This is a genomic window from Pseudophaeobacter sp. 1A09344, assembly GCF_041008745.1.
Lineage (GTDB): Bacteria > Pseudomonadota > Alphaproteobacteria > Rhodobacterales > Rhodobacteraceae > Phycobacter > Phycobacter gallaeciensis_A.
In genome coordinates, this window is sequence record NZ_JAXGFS010000011.1 from 81,421 (window position 1) to 100,987 (window position 19,567).

General features: G+C 59.0%; 18 protein-coding genes and 1 pseudogene. 5 read left to right on the plus strand and 14 right to left on the minus strand.

Annotated features, from left to right (window positions below):
- Positions 1-33: 33 nt before the first annotated feature.
- From SM765_RS17905 to SM765_RS17970, 14 genes and pseudogenes are all read right to left on the minus strand, one after another.
- Positions 34-843 carry an ABC transporter ATP-binding protein gene (locus SM765_RS17905; RefSeq protein ID WP_050685932.1) on the minus strand — a complete coding sequence of 270 codons (810 nt, stop codon included), beginning with the start codon at positions 841-843 and terminating at the stop codon, positions 34-36.
- A 10-nt stretch (positions 844-853) separates the two neighbouring features.
- Complete coding sequence (locus SM765_RS17910) at positions 854-1,927, minus strand: branched-chain amino acid ABC transporter permease (protein WP_028095207.1); 1,074 nt, start codon at positions 1,925-1,927, stop codon at positions 854-856.
- 3 nt (positions 1,928-1,930) lie between these two features.
- Complete coding sequence (locus SM765_RS17915) at positions 1,931-2,818, minus strand: branched-chain amino acid ABC transporter permease (RefSeq protein ID WP_050685832.1); 888 nt, start codon at positions 2,816-2,818, stop codon at positions 1,931-1,933.
- Positions 2,819-4,738, minus strand: a complete 1,920-nt coding sequence (locus tag SM765_RS17920) for an AMP-dependent synthetase/ligase (RefSeq protein ID WP_234163369.1) — start codon at positions 4,736-4,738, stop codon at positions 2,819-2,821.
- Entirely contained in the window at positions 4,731-5,537 is an 807-nt protein-coding gene (locus SM765_RS17925) for an ABC transporter ATP-binding protein (RefSeq protein WP_136340174.1), read from the minus strand. Before SM765_RS17925 ends, SM765_RS17920 begins: the two co-directional genes overlap by 8 nt.
- A gap of 37 nt (positions 5,538-5,574) precedes the next feature.
- Positions 5,575-6,429, minus strand: coding sequence for an SDR family oxidoreductase (locus SM765_RS17930; RefSeq protein ID WP_028284935.1), 855 nt, complete (start codon positions 6,427-6,429; stop codon positions 5,575-5,577).
- A 105-nt stretch (positions 6,430-6,534) separates the two neighbouring features.
- Positions 6,535-7,701: an acyl-CoA dehydrogenase family protein gene (locus SM765_RS17935; protein ID WP_172975950.1), complete on the minus strand. Its 1,167-nt coding sequence runs from the start codon at positions 7,699-7,701 to the stop codon at positions 6,535-6,537.
- Complete coding sequence (locus SM765_RS17940; RefSeq protein WP_152467184.1) at positions 7,698-8,909, minus strand: CaiB/BaiF CoA transferase family protein; 1,212 nt, start codon at positions 8,907-8,909, stop codon at positions 7,698-7,700. The genes SM765_RS17935 and SM765_RS17940 overlap by 4 nt, the downstream gene beginning before the upstream one ends.
- Positions 8,910-9,032: 123 nt before the next feature.
- Positions 9,033-9,455, minus strand: a pseudogene (locus SM765_RS17945) (IS66 family transposase); the annotation flags it as partial.
- A 202-nt stretch (positions 9,456-9,657) separates the two neighbouring features.
- On the minus strand, positions 9,658-12,738 hold the full coding sequence (locus SM765_RS17950) for an efflux RND transporter permease subunit (RefSeq protein ID WP_152467182.1): 3,081 nt from the start codon (positions 12,736-12,738) through the stop codon (positions 9,658-9,660).
- A gap of 27 nt (positions 12,739-12,765) precedes the next feature.
- Complete coding sequence (locus SM765_RS17955) at positions 12,766-13,869, minus strand: efflux RND transporter periplasmic adaptor subunit (RefSeq protein WP_234163371.1); 1,104 nt, start codon at positions 13,867-13,869, stop codon at positions 12,766-12,768.
- 31 nt (positions 13,870-13,900) lie between these two features.
- Positions 13,901-14,452 carry a TetR/AcrR family transcriptional regulator gene (locus tag SM765_RS17960; protein WP_234163372.1) on the minus strand — a complete coding sequence of 184 codons (552 nt, stop codon included), beginning with the start codon at positions 14,450-14,452 and terminating at the stop codon, positions 13,901-13,903.
- A 67-nt stretch (positions 14,453-14,519) separates the two neighbouring features.
- Positions 14,520-15,128: a TetR/AcrR family transcriptional regulator gene (locus SM765_RS17965; RefSeq protein WP_136340169.1), complete on the minus strand. Its 609-nt coding sequence runs from the start codon at positions 15,126-15,128 to the stop codon at positions 14,520-14,522.
- Positions 15,129-15,365: 237 nt separating this feature from the next.
- Positions 15,366-15,719: a winged helix-turn-helix transcriptional regulator gene (locus SM765_RS17970; RefSeq protein WP_229737775.1), complete on the minus strand. Its 354-nt coding sequence runs from the start codon at positions 15,717-15,719 to the stop codon at positions 15,366-15,368.
- Positions 15,720-15,852: 133 nt separating this feature from the next.
- On the opposite strand from SM765_RS17970, the gene SM765_RS17975 reads away from it, so the two are divergent.
- The 5 genes from SM765_RS17975 (at position 15,853) to SM765_RS17995 (ending at position 19,240) form a co-directional block, all read left to right on the plus strand.
- Positions 15,853-16,260 carry a DoxX family protein gene (locus SM765_RS17975; protein ID WP_043753122.1) on the plus strand — a complete coding sequence of 136 codons (408 nt, stop codon included), beginning with the start codon at positions 15,853-15,855 and terminating at the stop codon, positions 16,258-16,260.
- A 66-nt stretch (positions 16,261-16,326) separates the two neighbouring features.
- Positions 16,327-17,142, plus strand: a complete 816-nt coding sequence (locus SM765_RS17980) for a DODA-type extradiol aromatic ring-opening family dioxygenase (RefSeq protein WP_136340168.1) — start codon at positions 16,327-16,329, stop codon at positions 17,140-17,142.
- An 8-nt stretch (positions 17,143-17,150) separates the two neighbouring features.
- Complete coding sequence (locus tag SM765_RS17985) at positions 17,151-17,648, plus strand: luciferase domain-containing protein (protein ID WP_036051542.1); 498 nt, start codon at positions 17,151-17,153, stop codon at positions 17,646-17,648.
- A gap of 42 nt (positions 17,649-17,690) precedes the next feature.
- Entirely contained in the window at positions 17,691-18,593 is a 903-nt protein-coding gene (locus SM765_RS17990; RefSeq protein WP_152467180.1) for an SDR family oxidoreductase, read from the plus strand.
- Positions 18,593-19,240, plus strand: coding sequence for a glutathione S-transferase family protein (locus SM765_RS17995; protein WP_051372683.1), 648 nt, complete (start codon positions 18,593-18,595; stop codon positions 19,238-19,240). The genes SM765_RS17990 and SM765_RS17995 overlap by 1 nt, the downstream gene beginning before the upstream one ends.
- Positions 19,241-19,567: the final 327 nt, after the last annotated feature.

Sequence of the window (19,567 nt, forward strand, 5' to 3'; positions counted from 1 at the left end):
TTGTTCCTCCCTGAACAACTTCTGATTAGTACCTCAACTCAACCAACGTTTGCGTCGGCTGTAGTGCTTGACGTTGTGAAAGTCGGTCTCTCCGCCGCCTAGATAGAACTCCTGAATGTCGGAGTTAGATTTGAGCGCCTCGGCGGTGCCGTGCATAACAACGCGGCCGTTCTCGATAAGGTACCCTTGCGAAACGATTTCCAGAGCCGCCAGGGCGTTCTGTTCCACCAGCAGGACGGACAGGCCCTCATCCTTATTGATCTTTTGCAAGATGCCGAAGATCTCCTCGACCAGGAACGGAGCAAGCCCGAGACTTGGTTCATCAAGCATCAACAGCTTCGGCTGGGTCACGAGGGCCCGCCCAATGGCAAGCATCTGTTGCTCACCACCCGACAAATAGCCTGCTTGCGAACTTTTGCGTTCGGCAAGCCGCGGAAAATATCCGTAGATCTTGTCCTTTTCCGCATTCAGCGTTGATCGGGACATTCCGCGCGGCGCGGCGGCGGTCAGGTTCTCGTCGGGGGTCAGATGTTCGAAGACCCGCCGCCCTTCGATGACATGACAGATGCCCATCTCGACGCGTTCTTGCGCGAGCGCTTCGGTAATGTCCACTCCCTGGAACGTTATCTCACCTCGGCTGATGCGTCCGCGCTCAGCCTTCAAAAGACCGCTGATCGCTTTCAACGTGGTGCTTTTTCCCGCTCCGTTCGATCCCAAGAGTGCGATCATCTCGCCCTTTGGGACTTGGACCGAAACACCTTTGATCGCCAGTATTACATTGTCGTACAGTACTTCGACGCTGTTCATGGATAGAATGTTCTGGGCTTCAACTTTTTCTTGCATCGGCATTCCCCTATTTCTTGAACTGATCGAAGGGCCAGACCATCAGATAGTCTCTGATGTTGCCGTAGAGTTTTCCCAAACCGAGTGGTTCGATCAGAAGGATAATGACGATCAGTGCGCCATAGACTGCGTTCGGGATGTGAGCGAGTGTTTCAACATCGATCTGCATGCCAAGCCCGTCACTCAGCGTGACGACGAGACCGTTCACGATACCCGGAACAAGAAGGATCAGGGCAACACCGAAATAGGAACCGATAATGCTGCCAAGGCCGCCAACAATCACCATCGCAAGAACCTGGATCGAAACGGCAACCGAAAATTGCTCGGGTGCGGCGAGAAAGAAAAAGGTGGCAACAAGCAACGCACCGCTGACGCCTGCGATGAACGACGAAGTCGCGAACGCGAGGATTTTGTAGTAGAAACTGTTCACACCCAGGATCGCGGCCGCAAAGTCTTTTTCCCGGACAGCGACCAAGGCGCGACCGAGTCCAGTACGCTTGAGATTAAGCATGAAGATCGTCACCAACACACACCAGCCGAAGGCGACATAGTAGAAGCCAGTATCAGTGGTAATCTCTTGCCCGAGCAGAGCCAATGTCGGTGACTGGAGCGACGCGTGTGAACCCCCCGAGATCGCCGGAGAGTGGGTCAGAACCCAGTCCATCACGAATTGCATCGCAAGAGTGGTAAGGGCGAGATACAGTCCCTTGACCCGCAAAGCGGCAAAAGCAAACAGGCTGCCGATCACGGATGACGTCAATCCGCCGATGATCAGGGCGAATTCCCACGGCACCCCGAAACGCGCGGCATGGATCGACGAATACGCTCCGACGGCCATGACCGCAGCATAACCCAAGTGAAGTTGGCCTGCCCAACCTGTCACCAGATTCAATCCAAGCGCGGCGGCCGTCCAGATCAGCCAGGGAAGCATGTAGCTGTTCAGATAAAGCGACGGGATGATGAATGGCGCGGCAAGACCGATCAGAAAGATGAATGCTGTCAGATTTCTGTCGGCAGGCACCTTGAAGATACGGCTGTCCGAAACGTAGTTGGCGTGATGGACGCCGGAAAGTCTGTAAAACATCCCTTACACCCTTTCGATGTCGTGACGACCGAACAGCCCGTGCGGACGGATCATGACGGTAAGAATGAGCACGGCGGCGACGATAAGCTCACGGCTTCCGCCTCCGACAAGCGGATCGAGGAAATCAGAAACAACGTTTTCGACGACGCCCAGGATGATGCCTGCGATCACGGCGCCAAGGATACTGTCGAGACCACCGAGAACGGCAACTGTCAGACCTTTGAGAAGCAACAGCGACAGCGCCTGATCGACACCCTGAATCTCGCCCCAGATAACGCCCGCAGCGACGGCAACAACGGATGCCAGCGCCCAGGACAGGCCAACTCCGCGTTCAACCGAGATACCTACCGACCACGAAGCCATGTAATCATCCGCGATCGCCCGCAACTTGATCCCGGTCCGGGTTCGGAAAAACAGCATGAATGCGACAAACAAGGCGAGCGCAACACCGGCACCAACCAGATGGATGCGGCTGATGAAGATGTCGTCAAAAAACAGTGGATCATAGCTGACGCCCAATTCCATCGAACGTGACGTCCCGCCCCAAATCGCAAGCGTTGTACCCCGCAGGAAAATGTCGAGGCCGAGTGTCAGCATCAAGATCATGACAACCGGCCGACCTGCGAGACGGCGCAGAGCAACACGCTCAATGCCGAACCCAAGGCCGAACATGACAACCGCAGCCAGAGGGATGGCCAGCCACAAGGGTAAACCCACGTCGCGTGCCAGCGCCAGGACCACATAGGCCCCTACCATGGTCAACCCGCCCTGAGCCAGATTGGGCACCGAAGATGCCTTGTAAATCAGCACAAGGCCGATGGCGAATAGCGAGTACAGCAGACCCGTCAAGGCTCCGTTGATCGCAAGCTCTGATAGAAAGACCCAGTCCATTTATACCTCCCTGATGGGAAGGCTTCTTTCGACCTTCCCTACTTCCCCGGTCTCGTAAGTCACCTGCGCGCTTACATGGACCTCTTTTGAACCGTCGTAGAGCGCCGCGATCACGTCGGCATAGCGTTCCTGAACGACCTTCCTCCGCAGTTTTCGGGTTCGCGTGATTTCACCATCGTCCGGGTCGAATTCTTTCGGCAGACTGACAAAGCGTTGCAGGCGCAATGGTTCGGTGACGGCCTTGTTGACCCGTTGGAAGGCCTCGCGAAGCAACGTCGCGACCTCTTCACGCTGAGAAAGATCGGCATAAGACACATAGGGCACGCCGTTCACCTCTGCCCAGTGGCCAACGGCTTCGAAATCCACGCAGACCATAGCCGTCAATTCGTCAAGCCCGGCGCCGATTACGGCAGCATCCTTAATATAAGGGCTGAATTTCAACCGGTTCTCGATGTAGTTTGGCACAAACCGCTCGCCTCCGGCCGTATGCATGACCTCGGAGACGCGCCCCAGAACAACCAAGTGTCCATCTTCCTCCAAATACCCGGCATCACCTGTATGCAGCCACCCGCCCTCAAGGGCTTCGGCGGTCGCTTCGGGTTTGTTGAAGTACCCTTCGAATACGCTGTCCGAGCGTACCAGGATCTCCCCGTCCTCGGCGATGGTCACCTCGACGCCGGGCGCGGGTTTGCCGACGGTATGAAGGCGCACTTCACCCGGAGACTGAATTGCATTGATCGCGCTGTTTTCGGTTTGGCCATAGAGTTGGCGCAATTTGATTCCCAAGGATCGGTAGAAAACAAAGGTGTCTTCGCCGATCGCTTCGCCGCCGGTGAACGCGTTCTTGAGGCGGCTCATTCCGAACTGGTCCTTGATCGGTCCGAAAATGATTGCCTCGCCCAAAAGTCGGCCCAAAGGCTCCAATATACCACCGCTTTTTCCGTTCAGCTTGCGTGTCTCAGCGGCGATGGCCCGATCCATGAAAAAATGGTACAGCCATTTCTTTAAAGGGGTCGAATTTTCGATACCCACCTGGATTGTCGTCAGCATCTGGTCCCAGCTTCTCGGAGCCGCCAGATAGAAGGTCGGAGCGATCTCGCGCATGTCGCGCACGACCGTTTCCTGGCGCTCAGGCACATTCACGGTGAAACGCCAAAGGAGTGCCGCGGCAACGGTTATGGCGTAGTCTCCCACCCAGGCCATCGGCAAGTACGCGAGGATCTCCTCATTTTCGTCGAAGGCACCCGCCGCATGTCCATTCCGAGCAGCAGCAAGAACGTTCTTCTGACTCAGTACGATGCCCTTCGGCGCGCCCGTCGTTCCGGAGGAGTGCAGAAAAATGGCCGGATCTTCCGGCTTCGCACGACTAAGCAGTTCCTCACGCAGGCCCGGGGTTTCGTTCAGATCGTGCTGACCAACTTCGATCAGGTGATCCCAGGACAACAGCCCTTCAACCTCGTAGAAGCCAAGACCGCGCGCTTCATCATAAATGATGTGGTCGATGCCCTCGGCGCCCGCGTCCTTCAGTTCCAGGATCTTGTCAACCTGTTCCTGATCTTCCGCAATGGCCGCGACGATCTCGACTTCGCCAAGAAAGTGCCTTAGTTCCTCAAGAGTTGCGCCCGGATAAGCGGGCATGGCGTAGGCACCAAGCAACGAAACAGCCAGCATGCCGCCATAGAGCCGCGCACGGTTATCGCCCAGAACAAGCACTGCTTTGCCAGGCTTCACGCCGATTTTTTCAAGCCCAGCCGCACAGGCCACCACCTCTTGGGCGTATTCCGCCCAGGTGGTTTCTTTCCATATCCCACGCTCTTTTTCGCGACGGGCGATATCCTTTCCGTGGAGCGACGCGTTCTTCGCCAGAAGTGCACCAATCGTTTCGCCGCCTGAAGACCGGTTCTTCGTAAAATCAGTCATGCGACCCTCCGATATATGCCTCGATGACCCGCGGGTCCTTCACAACCTCCTTGGGGATGCCACTGGCGATCATTTCACCGTAGTTCAGTGCCAGCATCCGATCACAAATGCCGGTGATGACATCCATATGGTGTTCGATCAGCAGAACGCTGACGCCGCGTTCGGCACGGGCATCCAGAATGAAACGGGACATATACCCTTTCTCTTCCTGGTTCATGCCGGCCATCGGTTCATCGAGAATCAGCATCTGTGGCTCGGCCACCAATGCCCGCGCCAGCTCGACCCGCTTTTTCAACCCGATCGGAAGACCATCGACCAACTCATGCCGAATGCTCTCGAGCTGTAGAAACTCGATCACCTCCTCGACGATTTTACGGTTCTCGATTTCTTCACGCTGTGCTGCCCACCAATATAGCGCCGTACGCAAAACGCCTGGGCTCATGTGGATGTGCCGCCCGAGCAGGATGTTGTCCAGAACGCTCATCCCGTTGAACAGGGCAAGATTTTGGAACGTTCTGGCAACGCCGAGCTTGGCAACCTTGTGAGGCGCCGTACCCGTAATGTCGTTTCCTGCCAGCCGGACCCTGCCCTCGTTTGGCGGGTAAAATCCGGTAATTGCGTTTGTTAGCGTTGTCTTGCCGCTGCCATTCGGACCGACAAGTCCAAAGATTTCCCCTTGTCGAATAACGAGGTCAACACCGGTGACAGCGACGATGCCGCCGAACCGTCGTTCGACCCCGCTGCACTCCAGTATCGCCCCATCATCGGCTCCGATTGCTGTGTTAATCCTTGTCGTCATCTAGATATCATTGTCCCCCTAAGGTTCACGGCCAACATCAGGTAATCCGGAAGTAGTCCGGCCGCCCCGTTGGCCATGGATCCCCCCACAATTGCTGCCCACCGTCGATGTTCAGAACTTCTCCGGTTACGAATTTCCCTGAATTCGCCGCCATATAGACAACCCCTTCAGCGACATCCCATTCGTCCCCGGCGTGCCGCATCGGGTTGGAGTCCTGAAAGGTCGCAGAACCCTCCGGAGGGTAGTTCCCGAAACCGTTGCTTTCGCAGCAACCCGGCGCCACGCAGTTCACTCGGATACCGTGCGGGGCCCACTCCACCGCAACCGACTTGGACAGGTAAACTACCCCTGCCCGGGCCGCACAGGTATGCGCGATGCCGGGCATGCCGCGCCAGATATCGGCCACGATGTTGACGATGGAGCCCGATTGCTTGTTGGCAACCCAGTGGCGCGCCGTGGATTGCATCATCCACCACGTGCCGTTCAGGTTGGTGTCTATGACCGCATTCCAGCCCTTTGGACTAAACTCCAACGCTGCTTGCGGAAACTGACCCCCAGCATTGTTCACCAATACGTCAATCGCCCCGAACTCCTGGTTCGTCTTGGCGACAAAATCCTCGACCTGCTCAGGCTCCCGGATGGTCATAGGCACAGCGAAAACTTCGCCCCCGAAACTTTCAAGAAACTCCTTGGCCAAAGCCAGTTTCTCTTCGTTGCGTCCATTGATCGCCAGATTGGCCCCGAGCCTTGCGAACAAGGTCGCAATTGCCAGCCCCAATCCGCCTCCGGCCCCGGTCACCACAACGACTTTGCCGGTGAATAAACCGCTTGCGTAAACGGTTGCACGTTTTGATAGGTCCTCCCTCGAAGACCCAAACTGCGTCTTATTCATGACGCCTCCTCCCATTCCCCATTAGGGGCAGCTGCCAGTAATCTAACGGGCGTTAGAAAATTGGTCAAGACAACTTTTCCCACCAGCCCCGCCCGTTATCTCCGATCAGTAAGACTTTGGAAGTCCAAGGGCTTTTTCTGCTATGAACGACAGAAGCATCTGCGGTGTCACCGGTACGATGCGGAACAGCAGAGCTTCACGTACCAGTCGCTCCACGTGATATTCCTTAGCATATCCGAATCCGCCAAACGTAATTTGCGCGGCTTCGGTCGCCTCGACCGCGGCGTCGGCGGCCAAAAGCTTGGCGGCGTTCGCCTCGACGCCGCAGGGTTCTCCCGCATCGTAGAGGGCTGCAGCGTGCATCACCATGAGATTGGCAGATTCCACTCGCGCCCAGGCTTTGGCGAGTGGATGCTGAACACCCTGATTTTGGCCGATCGGGCGGTCAAAAATCACACGTTCGTTTGCATAATGCGCCGCTCGCGCCAGTGCGTTGCGCGCAATACCGATGCATTCACCGGCCACCAGGATGCGTTCGGGATTCAACCCGTGCAAAATTTGCCTAAAGCCTTTGCCCTCCTCCCCGATCAGGTCCTCAGCCGGAATCGGCAATCCATCGATGAAGACTTCGTTCGAATCGACAGCCTTTCGACCCATCTTTTCGATCTCTCGCACGTCAACGAAATTTCGGTCGAGATCTGTATAGAACAGGCTCAGCCCTTCGGTCGGGCTGCTCACATCCTCAAGCCGCGTTGTTCTGGCCAGAAGCAACATCTTGTCTGCCACCTGCGCGGTAGAAATCCAGACTTTTTGTCCGTGCACGACATATCTGTCCCCCCGCCGCACCGCCATGGTCTTCAGCTTTGTGGTATCCAGCCCCGTCGTCGGTTCGGTCACGGCGAAACAGGCCTTTTCATCGCCTGCTATTAGAGGGCCAAGCATACGCGCGCGCTGCTCATCGGTCCCAAACTTCACCACCGGGTTGAGCCCGAAAATGTTCATGTGGATGGCCGAGGCTCCGCTTGCGCCGGCCCCCGACTCGGCGATTGCCTGCATCATTATGGTCGCCTCGGTGATCCCCAGACCAGCGCCGCCGACAGCTTCTGGCATGGCGATACCCAGCCAGGCGCCATCGGCCATTGCCCTGTGCAGTTCATGGGGAAAACCACCGTTGCGATCCCGATCCAGCCAATAGTCGTCGTCGAACCTTGCGCAAATCCGCAGAACCTGGTCGCGAATCTCTTGTTGGTCGGCGGTCAATCGAAATGTCATAGCGCGCGCCCTCTTTCCAATCTTACGAGCCCAGCCTCACATAGGGCAGCGATCCGCTCATCGTCAAAACCAAGATCACGCAGAATGCTTTGGCTGTCTGCGCCAGGCGGTCGTCCCAGCCAACGAAGCTGACCGGGCGTCGCGCTGAGATGAGGGACCGGACCAATGACCTGAGTCTGTTCGCCAGCGACCGACACGATATCCCCGCGATGGCGTATCTGCTCGTTCGTCGCGATTTCCTCGACACTCAACACACGCGAGGCAACGGCATCATGGCGGGCGAATACCGCCTCCACTTCCTTAGCCGTGTGCTGCGTGACGAAATCATTGATCGCGTCAAAGACCACCGTCATGTGCTGCGACATCTCGCCGAGTGTCGCAAACCGCGGATCATCGGCAAGGGCGTCCCCGCCGACTGCCCGCAACAGTCGGTGCGCGGTTTCCGCGCTCCCTGCGGAAACGGTCAGCCACACCCCATCGGACGTTCGGAACATCCCCCCCGGAGCAAAGTCCATCGGCTGGCGCAGCCCATTGCGCCGCGGCGAGAGGTTCGCGCCCGTCAATGCGGGAACAGGATAGTCCATCAACCGAAGCAACGCCTCGAACACCGCAAGATCGACGACCTGACCGCGTGCAATGCCCTTTTCGCGAGCAAATAGCGCGATCATGATTCCCAAAGCGCCCATCAGCCCTGTCGTGCTGTCGGCCGCCGGAAAGCCGGGGTGCATCGGCGGCCCGTCGGGAAAACCGGTCAGATGCGCTAATCCACTCATGGCCTCCGCAGCACGCCCAAACGCTGGCACGTCGCGCATCGGACCGTCCTGTCCGTAACCTGAAACCCGCAAGACAACCAAGTCCGGGTTCCAATCGTGCAAGACGTCTGGCCCAACACCGGCACGTTCCAGCACACCCGGTCGGAAATTTTCGATCAGCACGTCGGCATCTTCGACCAACTTTCGCAGGATGTCCCGGCCCTCGTCGGACTTCCAGTCCAGGCCTAGTGTTTTCTTGTTACGGCCCAAAGTCTTCCACCAGACGCCCACCCCATCCTCTGCCTTGGGTCCAAGGTCGCGCATCATATCCGTCCGGTTGGGGGCTTCGATCTTGATGACATCTGCACCAAAATCCGAGAGTAAAGCTGCCGCAAGTGGTCCGGCAATTACGTGACCAAGTTCTATAATCTTCAGTTGATCAAGGGGTCCAGACATCTGCACTTTCGACTTTGCTAATTTTCTAATGGTTGTTCGATTCCTAGCAAAGGCGAAGTCGGACCTCAAGATTCAAAGGTAATCACTTCCCCAAAAACGTAACCGCCCGGTTGTTACCGCGGATCAGTTTATCGGCGTCCAGTTCCATGAAAGCAGTTCGTTGAGCGGGTTGGTCATGTGATTGTGGATGCGGTCGAGGATTTCGGCCAGCCAGGCTTGCCGATCGTGGCCGTTCATCTTGGCTGTCTCGACAAGGGAGATCGCCCGGGACAGCGTTTCGCCACCGCTGTCGGAGCCTGCAAAAAGTCAGTTTTTTCGCCCGATGCTGATCGGGCGCATGACGCGCTCGGCGGTGGTGTCGTCGATGCCGACGCGGCCATCTCCAAGGAAGAGCTCGAATGACGGCCAGCAGCTGAGACCATAGCGGAAGGCCTTCGCGAGACCGTCCTTGCCGGGAATGCGTAGCAGTTGGGCCTCGGTCCATGCCTTGAAGGCCTAGACCATGGAGCGGGAGTGCGCCTGGCGTGCTGCCAGCCGCAGTTTCGCTGTCTTTTTTGCCCACCCGAACTATGGCCTGCCGTGCGTTCTTTCAGGCCTGTGGGACGAAGCGCTCGTCTTTGGCGGCACCGAAGTGGCTCCGACATTCGGCGGTTTTCTCGAAGGCGCGCTTGAGGCGACGGAACATGCCTACACCGTCCTTAAGACGGGTCGAGGGCGCTCAGAGAAACGCTTATAACTGCATCTGCGTTCAGGCTGTCGCTGGGGAACCTGAAGGAGCGTTTTCTTGTTTAGGCGGCTTGATCAAGAAGAACAGCGCATACAATACCGGCACCGCGACCAGTGTCAGGATCGAGGCGAACGCGAGGCCACCCATGATTGTGACAGCCATCGATGCGAAGAAGGCGTCTGATATGAGCGGAGTCATACCGAAAATCGTTGTGCCCGCAGCCAGCACGACGGGCCTCAAACGGCTGACCGAGCCATCGATTACCGCCTGATAGTCCTCGACACCTTCGGCGCGTTGCTGATCGATTTCTTCCACCAGCACAATGGCATTCTTCATCAGCATCCCGGAAAGGGACAAGAAGCCGAGAAGCGCCGTGAACGTGAACGGTAGCCCAGTGAACAGCAGACCAAGAACCATCCCCGTGACCGACATCGGAACCACGAGCCACAGGATCAGTGGCTGGCGCACTTTGTTGAACATCAGGATCGAAATTGTCAGCATTACCAGAAAGCCCAAGGGAAGCTGTTTGCCGAGACTTGCCTGCGCTTCTCCCGCGCTTTCGAACTCGCCACCCCATTCCATCGTGTAGCCTTCGGGAAGCCGAATGGCTTCGATATCAGAGCGGACACTGCGAAAGGCCTCATCTGCTGTCAGGTCGCCGCCTGCACCGCCGAGGACCGTTATCGTACGCTCACGGTCGCGGCGGTGGATAAGGGCCTCGACGAGGCGGGGCTCAAAGCCGGAGACGAGGTTGGCCATCGGCACATAGCCATTTGCACCCGGCGACCAGACGGAGAGATCGCGCAAACGATCCAGCCCGTCGCGCTCGACCTCGGGAAGCCGCAGATACATAGGGATTTCGGCATCGCCTTCGCGCAGGGTGCCGACCCGCAGGCCCGAGGTCCCGTATTGCACGGTGTCGGAAATCGATCCGCGAGTCGCACCGGCCAACCGCATGCGAGCCTCGTCGACGATGGGTTCGACGAGAATTTCGCGCTGTCGCCAGTCTGTGCGCGGGTTTGTGATCGTGCCGGCCTCGTCGAAGATCGCAAGCGCGTTATCCGATAGCTGCCGGAGGACTACCGGATCGGGTCCCGAAAAGCGAACGGCGACATCGGCCCCGGCAGGCGGACCGAAGACGATCTCCTCGACGCGGATAAGAGCATTGGGGAATTGCGCCGGCAGTTCGCGATTGAGACGCGCCGCAACATCGGGGATGAGTGTGGCATCGGTCGCACGCACGATCAGCTGACCGTAGCTCGCATCGGCCTGCTCAGGGTTGTAGGTCAGCATGAAGCGGCTGGCCCCTCGCCCGACAAGCGTTGTAACGTCCGTCACTATCTCCTCGCCTAAGATGATCGCCTCGAGCCGGGCCATTTCTTCATTCGTGGCTCGAATGTCCGTGCCCTGTGGCATCTGGAATTCGACGTAGAATATCGGGGTGTTCGACGCCGGAAAGAAAGCCTGCTTGACTTGGCCGAAGGCCATGACCGACCAGACCGTGATTCCGACGACCGTCAGGACTACGAGCACGCGGGCGCGCAGCGCCATCCAGAGGAAACCGCGATAAGCCGAATAGACTAAGCCGCGATAGGGGTCCTTGGAGGTGTCTCTTGGCGCCTTCAGAAGGAGCTTCCCAAGATAGGGTGTAACGGTTACGGCGAGGATCCAGCTCATCAGCAACGAAATCGCGATAACCGCGAAAAGCGAGAACAGGAATTCTCCGGTGGCGTCTGGCGATAGCCCAATGCCCGAAAACGCCATGATCCCGATCACGGTGGCCCCAAGCAGGGGAAACCCTGTCGCGGTCTCTGTATCGGCGGCGGCGTCTTCGGCGGACTTGCCCCGCGCCATGCCAATCAGCATGCCTTCGGCGATCACGATGGCATTGTCGACCAGCATGCCCATGGCGATGATCAAAGCCCCGAGACTGATCCGTTCCATCTCGATGCCGAAGACAGACATGAAAAACAGTGTGGAAAAAACCGTGAGGCCCAGCGTGGCACCCACGACCAAACCCGCGCGCCAACCCATGGTCAGCATCAGCGCCCCGATGACGATGGCCACGGATTGACCGAGGCCGACGAGGAAGCTCGAGACCGCTTCGTCGACGACCTTATGCTGTTCATAGATCGGTACGATCTCGACGCCGTCCGGCAATTCGGTCTTCAGCTGGTCCAGCCGTGCCTCGACCGATCTGCCGACCTCGACAACGTTGCGGTCCACGAGCGCCGAGACCCCGAGGGTGAAGGCCCGCGTGCCATTGTGACGCACGATCTGGCTCGGCCGCTCTGTCTCCTCTCGGACCACGCGAGCGATGTCGTAGAGCGCAATCTGCCCGACCTCTCCGGGGGCGCCGAGCCGCAGCGCCTCTATGCCCTCGACGCTGACATAACCCGGCGGAACGGACACGCCCAGCCGAGACAGCCCTTCGCTGATCTCGCCGTTGGAGAAAACCTGGTTTTCGTCGGCGATGATACCGAGGATCTGGTCCGGTGGCAGGCCCAGTTCGGTCAGGCGCGCCGAAGGGATCGAAATGATGATCTCCTCTTCAGCCAGCCCCTGAACCTCGATCTTGGCCACCCCGTCGACGGTGACAAGGTCGCGCCGCAGTTTAGTCGCGAGGTCTCGCTGTTCCGAGGCGCTCAACCCATCGGCCGTCACAGCGTAGAACATGCCGTAGACGTCGCCGAAATCGTCATTGATGATCGGAGACTGCGCACCGGAGGGAAGCTCTCCTTCGATGTCGCGGATACGGCGGCGCATCTCGTCCCAGACCTGCGGAATCTCGTCGGGCCCATAGGTCATCTCGATCTCGACCGTGATCTGGGCCATGCCCGGCATGGATTTCGATTCCACCCGGTCGAGCTGCTTCATCTGTTGGAGTGCGCTTTCCACGACATCGGTGACTTCCTCTTCCACCTCCATCGCCGTCGCGCCCGGATAGGGCACGAAAACGAGCGCCGTCTTGAGCGTGAAACTCGGGTCTTCGAGGCGTCCGACCGTGTTCAGCCCCCACAAACCGCCGAGAAGGCAAAAGATAATTGCCAGCCAAACGGCGACCGGACGTCGGATGCTTGCGCGGGAAATACTCATTGTCATGGTTTCGGTTTTCCGGTCCAGGATCGTTCAGAGGCCGCGAACCGCGACTGTTTCGTTTTCCTTCAGGCGCCACCACCCGCCGGACACAACCAGTTCGTCTCCGGAGAGCCCCTCAAGCACGACGATTTCGTCGTCGTTCGGCAGCCCCAGGCGGATCGTCTTACGGGACACCCGGCCGGTCCCCTCGTCATACAGCCAGATGGACGGCTCGCTCCGGCTCGTCGTGTCGATCGCCGAGACCGGGACGACTACCAACCGCGATTGCGCACCCTCCGCGGCGGCGGCTACGCGCACATTCGCCGTCATTCCGGGCAGCAATCTCGGGTCGATGGCGCCCTCGATTGCAAACTCGACGTCATAGGTTTGGGCTGTGGGGTCTGCATCGGTCACGAATTTCCGCAGATACAGAGTTGCGTCATATCCCGGCACGGCGGGGAAAGAGGCGGTTACCCTGAATGCATCGGGCTGGGCCCGTGCCATCGCGGCGAGTTCCTCGGGCAGCGAAATCCGCACCCGCATTTCACTGATGTCCTGCAACCTGGCAATCGGAGCCGCAGGGGTGACGTTCGAAAACTCCTCCAGAAAGATGCGCGCGACAATGGCGTCGAAGGGCGCGGTGATCGTGGCTTGAGCCAAGCGTCGCTCCGCTTCACGCAGGGCGACTTCTGCCTGAGCAAGCTGCGCGCGGTTCGTTTCAAGTCGGGCGTCGGTCGCCACCCCCCTCTCGGTCAGACTCAACGCACGATCGTATTCGGATTTTGCGAGGTCGAAAGAGGCCTGCGCCCGATCCACGGCCAATTCGAAATCGACTGGGTCGAGCGCGGCAATTAAATCGCCTTTCTCGACCCGAGTCCCAGCATCTACCGCGAGGTCGGAAAGCTGACCCGAAACCTGAAAGGCAATATCCACGGTCCGGGCGGGCTCCACGCGGCCTGCCAGGCTGCGCGCCCTATCGCTATCGCGAAGCTCGGCACGCGATACTTCGACCGTGACCGGTTGGGCCATGTCTTGCTCGGCGCTCCCTTGCGCATCGGCACCGGAAACCTCATCCGTAGTCTGCGCGAAGACCTTGGATGCGATGTCCGGGTTGAATTGCACGAGAAGGACAATGGCGAGAAGAAGGGCGACCAATCCAGCGGCACCTCCTCGGAAGTATCTGGTTCTATTCAAGCTCATTTATCATGTCCTTCAATCTGTCGATGGCGGCGTCTTGCTGATCGTCGTCACCATCCGCGAGGCGAAGAAGCCTCTGGAAACGAAGACCCTGGATCGCCAAAAAAAGAACCATCGCCGCAGTGTCGTCCTGCGCGTCCGAACGGATGCGCTCGACATCACGGGACAGCTCTCTTCTCAGCGGGTCCAGAAGATTCGGATCCGACGCCGAAACCGCGAGAATAGCCATCGAAAGGTCATCATCGGTGCTTACGGCTTGCAGAACTGTCTCGAGATGACCGCGCAGGGTGCGGGAACTGTGCCCTTCCGGGACCGACGCCAGACGTTCGCGGTGCTCCGCGAGCATTTCGTCGAGCAGCCCGGCCAGAAGCGCTTTCTTGGTGGGGAAGTTGTACAACACCCCACCCTTGCTGAGGCCGGATTCCCGAGCGACGGCGTCGATCGTGATCTTTCCCGCGCCTTCTCGCAGCGCAATCGCCCGCGCAGCGCCGAGAATCTTCGGCGAGGCGTTCTTCGGTTGCTTTTCCACTTGTGCAGTCACCCTGTACCGTCCGGTCGGTTAAGTCATTGGGCGAGCTAATGCGCTGCCCCGTATTTGGCAAGCGAGCTCAATCTGAAAATTTGTCTCTGTGGCCGCTACCGTAAAGTCGCAGGAATGCAGCGACCGCTTCGCGCGCATGTTGCTCGCGGTGGACAGCTCGTTTCACTGCGAGAAGGCGCGGCATAAGTAGCCCCGAAACGCAAAGGTGTATGAAGTGATCGGACGCGCGCCGGACGTCATCGACATCGAGCGCGCCTTCGCGCGTAAGGCGCTCCAGAATCCGACCGACGAGTTCGCGGGCAGGTTTCGGGCCTGCGCGAAAATAAACCTCACCCACTTCGGGCAGTGCCTCGGAGGCGCCAACGCACGTTCGCAGGAGACGGATGTAGGTGTCGTCTAAGGTGAGGTCGACCATGCGAAGGGCGAGTTCTTCCAACTGGGCGCGCGGCTCCAAAGACGCGATCAAGGGCCGGAGGATTTCGTCCGCAAGCCGACCGCATTCGGATTCAACCACGCTCAGGAACAGTTGCTCCTTGGTCGGGTAATACGAATACATGGTTGCCTTCGACACTTTTCCTTCAGCGGCAATCGCATCGACCGTGGCTCCTTCGTAACCGCATCGGAAGAAAACCTCGCGCGCACCAATCATGACGTCGGCCATTTTTCTCACGGGCATCTCGTTCTCTCTATCCCAGGCAGGACTAGGCGGTTACAAGCTTTACTGTACCGTCTAGTGAGTATAGTAGATAGAAGTTGATTTAGCAGCAAAGCGTAAAGCTGTGCGGATCTACCCCACCAAGCGCCGCTTGGCGGCTTTTTCTAGCGCCGTTTTCAATTCGTCATGAGCTTCGGGTCTGATTCTGCCTGAGTTGTTCTCGGGCGCGGGATTATCCCGCGAACAGGAGGGGTACCGTCATTCTGCCGCGCTTGCGGTCCCGACAAAGGCACCCTCGGCCTCCCAGCGGCGTGCGATCGAGCCAAGCTTGTCCAGCACGCCGCGCAGTTCCGCGCCGCGCTCAGTCAGCCCGTAGGTGACAGCGGGTGGGATGGTCATGGCCTGCTCGCGCCATACAACGCCAGCATGTTCCAGCATTCTCAGCCTCTCGGTCAGGACCCGGGTGGAAATGCCGGGCACCAAACGCTTGAGCGCGCCGAAACGCTGCGGTCCCTGCTCGGACAGAACCCAGAGTATATAGATCGTCCAAGGGCCTGTGATGACACGCAGAAGCGCCTCCATCGGGCATGAGGGGGGCTGGACGCTCTTCATCGTGGATTATCCTCGCGGTTAAAGTAATCTAGTTACTTTTAAGTGCCTACTTTCACGAACGATGCAAGACACCTAAAGGTACTTAGAGCGGAAACTGCGGCTGAACAAGCCCTTGCAAACAGGGAGTGCGGTGATGAGTGACAACGTGGCAAAGTATGTCTACTGGATCGCGACCGGCCTTGTGGCGCTGGTCTATCTGGGTGCGGCGACTTTCTACATCTCATCCCACGATATGGTCGCGGGCATGTATCGCGAGGTGTTGAGCTATCCCACATACATCATCTGGCCGCTCGCGATTTTGAAGATTGTCGGCGCGGTGGTGATTCTCTGGCGCCCTTCGGCGATGCTGGCGGACTGGGCTTACGCGGCGATGTTCTGGCATCTGGTGTTGGCGTTCGGGGCGCATGTGGGCGCGGGCGATCCAGGCTGGCCACCGGCTCTTGCGACCTGGGTGCTCCTGATCGCCTCGTGGATGACAGCCAATCGCGTGCGTGCGGTAAAGTCGGCATATGCGCCGACGTTTCCGACAGAGACGAATTAATCCGATGCGGAGTTGCCACGGCGCTGGCCATCCACCCTCGGGCTTGGGGTTCAAAAGGACGACAGAATGACCGAAAGGCAGCCGACAGTGTTTGTTCCCCATGGAGGCGGCCCTTGCTTCTTCATGGACTGGAACCCGCCTGACACCTGGGACAGGCACCGCAGATTCCTTGAGGCTTTGCCTGCGAGCCTGCCGGCAAAGCCCAAGGCGCTTCTCGTGATCTCAGGCCATTGGGAGGAACGGGTGTTTACCGTGCAGACCAACTCCGCGCCGCCGCTGCTGTTCGACTATCAGGGGTTTCCCCCCCATACTTATCAGCTGACCTGGCCCGCGCTAGGCGATCCTACGCTGGCGGCCCGTGCAAGCGAGCTATTGAATGGCGCGGGTTTTGAAACCCGGGCCGACGCTACGCGTGGCTTCGATCATGGGGTGTTTGTTCCGCTAAAGGTGGCTTTGCCTGAGGCCGACATACCTACCGTCCAACTGAGCCTGCGCGACGATCTCGACGCTGAGGCGCATCTTGCTGCTGGTCGCGCGTTGGCGCCCTTGCGAGACGAAGGTGTTCTGATCATCGGGTCCGGCAACACCTATCACAACATGGGCAAGATGATGCGGGCGATGAGGGGCGGACCCGATGGCCCGGTGAACGGCGGCGACTTTGACCGATGGCTCACGGGTGCGGTGACCCATGAAGACCCCGGGGCGCGCCGCGCCATGCTGGCTGCTTGGGATCGGGCACCCGGCGCACGCGACGCCAATCCGCGCGAGGAACATCTAATTCCATTGCACGTCGTGGCCGGCGCCGCGCTTGCGGATCGGGGGGAAAAGACCCTCGAGGATCACGTATTGGGCGCGGTCGAAAGCGCGTTCAGATTTGGATAGGACCAGATATGTGCTTCGAACTTCCCTTGCGGCAGGGTCCGCGCCCCGAAACCACCGAGTGCGCCCCGCATGAGCAAGTGTCGCAGAACTCCTCGGCCGAGATTCACGCATTGTTCAAGCAGAAGGCCTTCGCCCTGCCCTTCGTCGAGCGTTGCCGATCGGGTATTTCGGTCCCCGGCGCCGAGGCATTAGTCCTGCCGCGGCCGCATGCCTGCGGCCCGCGCGAAGCCTTCATGATCGGACGCGAATTTGCGCATGTGCATCCCGCCTATGACGGTTCGTCGCACATGATGCTGCCGCTGGCGGCGGTTGAGGAACTCATCGCGAAGGGATGGGGCGAACAGCACCCGATGGCCTCGGCCGGATACATCCCGGCCAATGCGATCATGGCCTTTGCTCCACGCGATGAGGCAGAGGTCGATGTGATGATCAAAATCCTGACCACAAGCTGGGGTTTCGCGCGCGGCAAGCTGGCGAATCCCGCCCCCACCCAAATCCACGATTGATCGCAAGCGCGCTTGCAGAAACATCAAGATAAGAGAGATACCATGTCCAACATCCAGAACGGCCCCTTCATCGTGACCGGCGCGTCCGGACAACTTGGCCGGCAGGTGGTCGACCTGCTGGTTCAGGCAGGTGCCGGGCCGGTCATCGCGATCTCGCGCACTCCCGACAAGCTTGCCGATCTGGCGGGAAAAAGAGTCGAGGCGCGCGAGGGCGATTTCAACGACCCGGCTTCTCTTGAAGCAGCCTTCGCGGGCGGCAAGCGTCTCCTCATCATCTCCACCGACGATCTGGAGCCGGGCAAGCGGCTCGCAGCTCATTCCAATGCGATTGCTGCGGCCAAGACGGTAGGTATCGACCACATCGTCTATACCTCCTTCGCAGGCCCAGTCGCGGAAAGTCCAATCGGATTCGCTCAAGACCACGAAGGGACCGAGAAGCTGATCACGGAAAGTGGGGCGGATCATACGATCCTGCGCAACAATATGTACACCGACTTTCTGTTGATGGGCGGCCAGCAGAGCGTCGCCATGGGCACGCATTTCTCCGCCGCAGCAGATGGCAAGACCGGATATGTGACACGCGCGGATTGCGCCCGTGCCGCAGCCGCGGCGCTAATGAAAGCTACGGGAAGGGAGACCCTCGATATCACCGGGCCGGAGACGGTCAGCCAGGCCGAGGTCGCGGCGATCTTGTCCGAAATTGCGGGTAAGGAAATCCCCTATGTCGCCCTGCCCGCCGAGGATCTGGTGCAGGCGATGATCGCAAATGGACTGCCGGAGTTCATGGCGAGGGTCTTTGCCTCCTTCGACGAAGCAATCGCGCAGGGCTATCTCGATGTGGCCAGCGGCGATCTCGAATCGCTCACCGGCAAGCCCGGACAGTCGGTGGCCGATTTCCTGGCCGCTAACCGCGCGGCGCTTCTTCAGGCGCCGCAGGAACAATAATGCTGGAAAATGTCATGAGGCTTTACAACGCGAACTTCTCACCGAATGCGCTGCGTGTACGGGCGGTGGCGCACGAACTGGGCGTGGAACTCGAAATCGTCGAGGTCGACATCCGTGCCGGGGACAACCGCGCGGCGGAATTTCTTGCCCGCAATTCAAATGCAAAGGTGCCTGTTTTGGAGGACGGGAATTTCGTGCTCTGGGAGTCCCGGGCGATCTGTGCCTATCTGGCCGGGATCCGGCCCGAGGCAGGGCTCTATCCTGATGGCCTCAAGACGCGGGCCCTCGTCGATCAGTGGGCCTGGTGGCAAGCCATCCACCTAGGCCCGGCGATGCAGAAGTTGTCCTTTGAGCTGTTCCTCAAAGAGAAATTCGGCATGGGCGATCCTGATCCTACTGTGGTCGAAGCGGAACGGAAAGCCACCGATCAGTTCCTTGCCGTTCTGGAAACCGGACTCGACGATAAGGATTGGATTGCAGGCGCACTCAGCCTTGCCGACTTCTATCTGGCGACCACATTCATGTATCGCGACCAAGCGGGGATTTCGCTGGACGAATTCCCCAGAATCGCGGGCTGGATCGGCCGGCTTGAAGCGCGTGACAGCTGGCAGAAGGCCGTAGCACCGCTTCTTGCGCTCTTCGCCTGACATCGCGCTCGCCGCGATGATTGAACGATCTGCATCACGTCCGGCGATCGGCGCGCTATCAGATTTAGACATGAGCAGGAAGCGTCGCATGACAGAAATTAGCCGCAGACAGCCGCGACAACCAACCTGACAAGAGTTCCTCCGGAAGCAATGCGGCGGTTTTGGGATGTAGATGCTGTGTCTCATCCCGATCTTTAGAGTTTTCGCGCGGAGTGTATTCATCAGGTCCGATAACTCAGCATCCGTCGCGCCAATTGAGCACGTGCCGTTCGTCCAAGACAAAGACTGATCTCACGGCCTCCGCGAGCGGGATGCCGAGCACAGTGT

Bases quoted from the DNA above. Each gene is read 5' to 3' on its own strand.
- SM765_RS17905 (WP_050685932.1), bottom strand. From the start codon at position 843: ATGCAAGAAAAAGTTGAAGCCCAGAACATTCTATCCATGAACAGCGTC.
- SM765_RS17910 (WP_028095207.1), bottom strand. From the start codon at position 1,927: ATGTTTTACAGACTTTCCGGCGTCCATCACGCCAACTACGTTTCGGAC.
- SM765_RS17915 (WP_050685832.1), bottom strand. From the start codon at position 2,818: ATGGACTGGGTCTTTCTATCAGAGCTTGCGATCAACGGAGCCTTGACG.
- SM765_RS17920 (WP_234163369.1), bottom strand. From the start codon at position 4,738: ATGACTGATTTTACGAAGAACCGGTCTTCAGGCGGCGAAACGATTGGT.
- SM765_RS17925 (WP_136340174.1), bottom strand. From the start codon at position 5,537: ATGACGACAAGGATTAACACAGCAATCGGAGCCGATGATGGGGCGATA.
- SM765_RS17930 (WP_028284935.1), bottom strand. From the start codon at position 6,429: ATGAATAAGACGCAGTTTGGGTCTTCGAGGGAGGACCTATCAAAACGT.
- SM765_RS17935 (WP_172975950.1), bottom strand. From the start codon at position 7,701: ATGACATTTCGATTGACCGCCGACCAACAAGAGATTCGCGACCAGGTT.
- SM765_RS17940 (WP_152467184.1), bottom strand. From the start codon at position 8,909: ATGTCTGGACCCCTTGATCAACTGAAGATTATAGAACTTGGTCACGTA.
- SM765_RS17950 (WP_152467182.1), bottom strand. From the start codon at position 12,738: ATGACAATGAGTATTTCCCGCGCAAGCATCCGACGTCCGGTCGCCGTT.
- SM765_RS17965 (WP_136340169.1), bottom strand. From the start codon at position 15,128: ATGCCCGTGAGAAAAATGGCCGACGTCATGATTGGTGCGCGCGAGGTT.
- SM765_RS17970 (WP_229737775.1), bottom strand. From the start codon at position 15,719: ATGAAGAGCGTCCAGCCCCCCTCATGCCCGATGGAGGCGCTTCTGCGT.
- SM765_RS17975 (WP_043753122.1), top strand. From the start codon at position 15,853: ATGAGTGACAACGTGGCAAAGTATGTCTACTGGATCGCGACCGGCCTT.
- SM765_RS17980 (WP_136340168.1), top strand. From the start codon at position 16,327: ATGACCGAAAGGCAGCCGACAGTGTTTGTTCCCCATGGAGGCGGCCCT.
- SM765_RS17985 (WP_036051542.1), top strand. From the start codon at position 17,151: ATGTGCTTCGAACTTCCCTTGCGGCAGGGTCCGCGCCCCGAAACCACC.
- SM765_RS17990 (WP_152467180.1), top strand. From the start codon at position 17,691: ATGTCCAACATCCAGAACGGCCCCTTCATCGTGACCGGCGCGTCCGGA.
- SM765_RS17995 (WP_051372683.1), top strand. From the start codon at position 18,593: ATGCTGGAAAATGTCATGAGGCTTTACAACGCGAACTTCTCACCGAAT.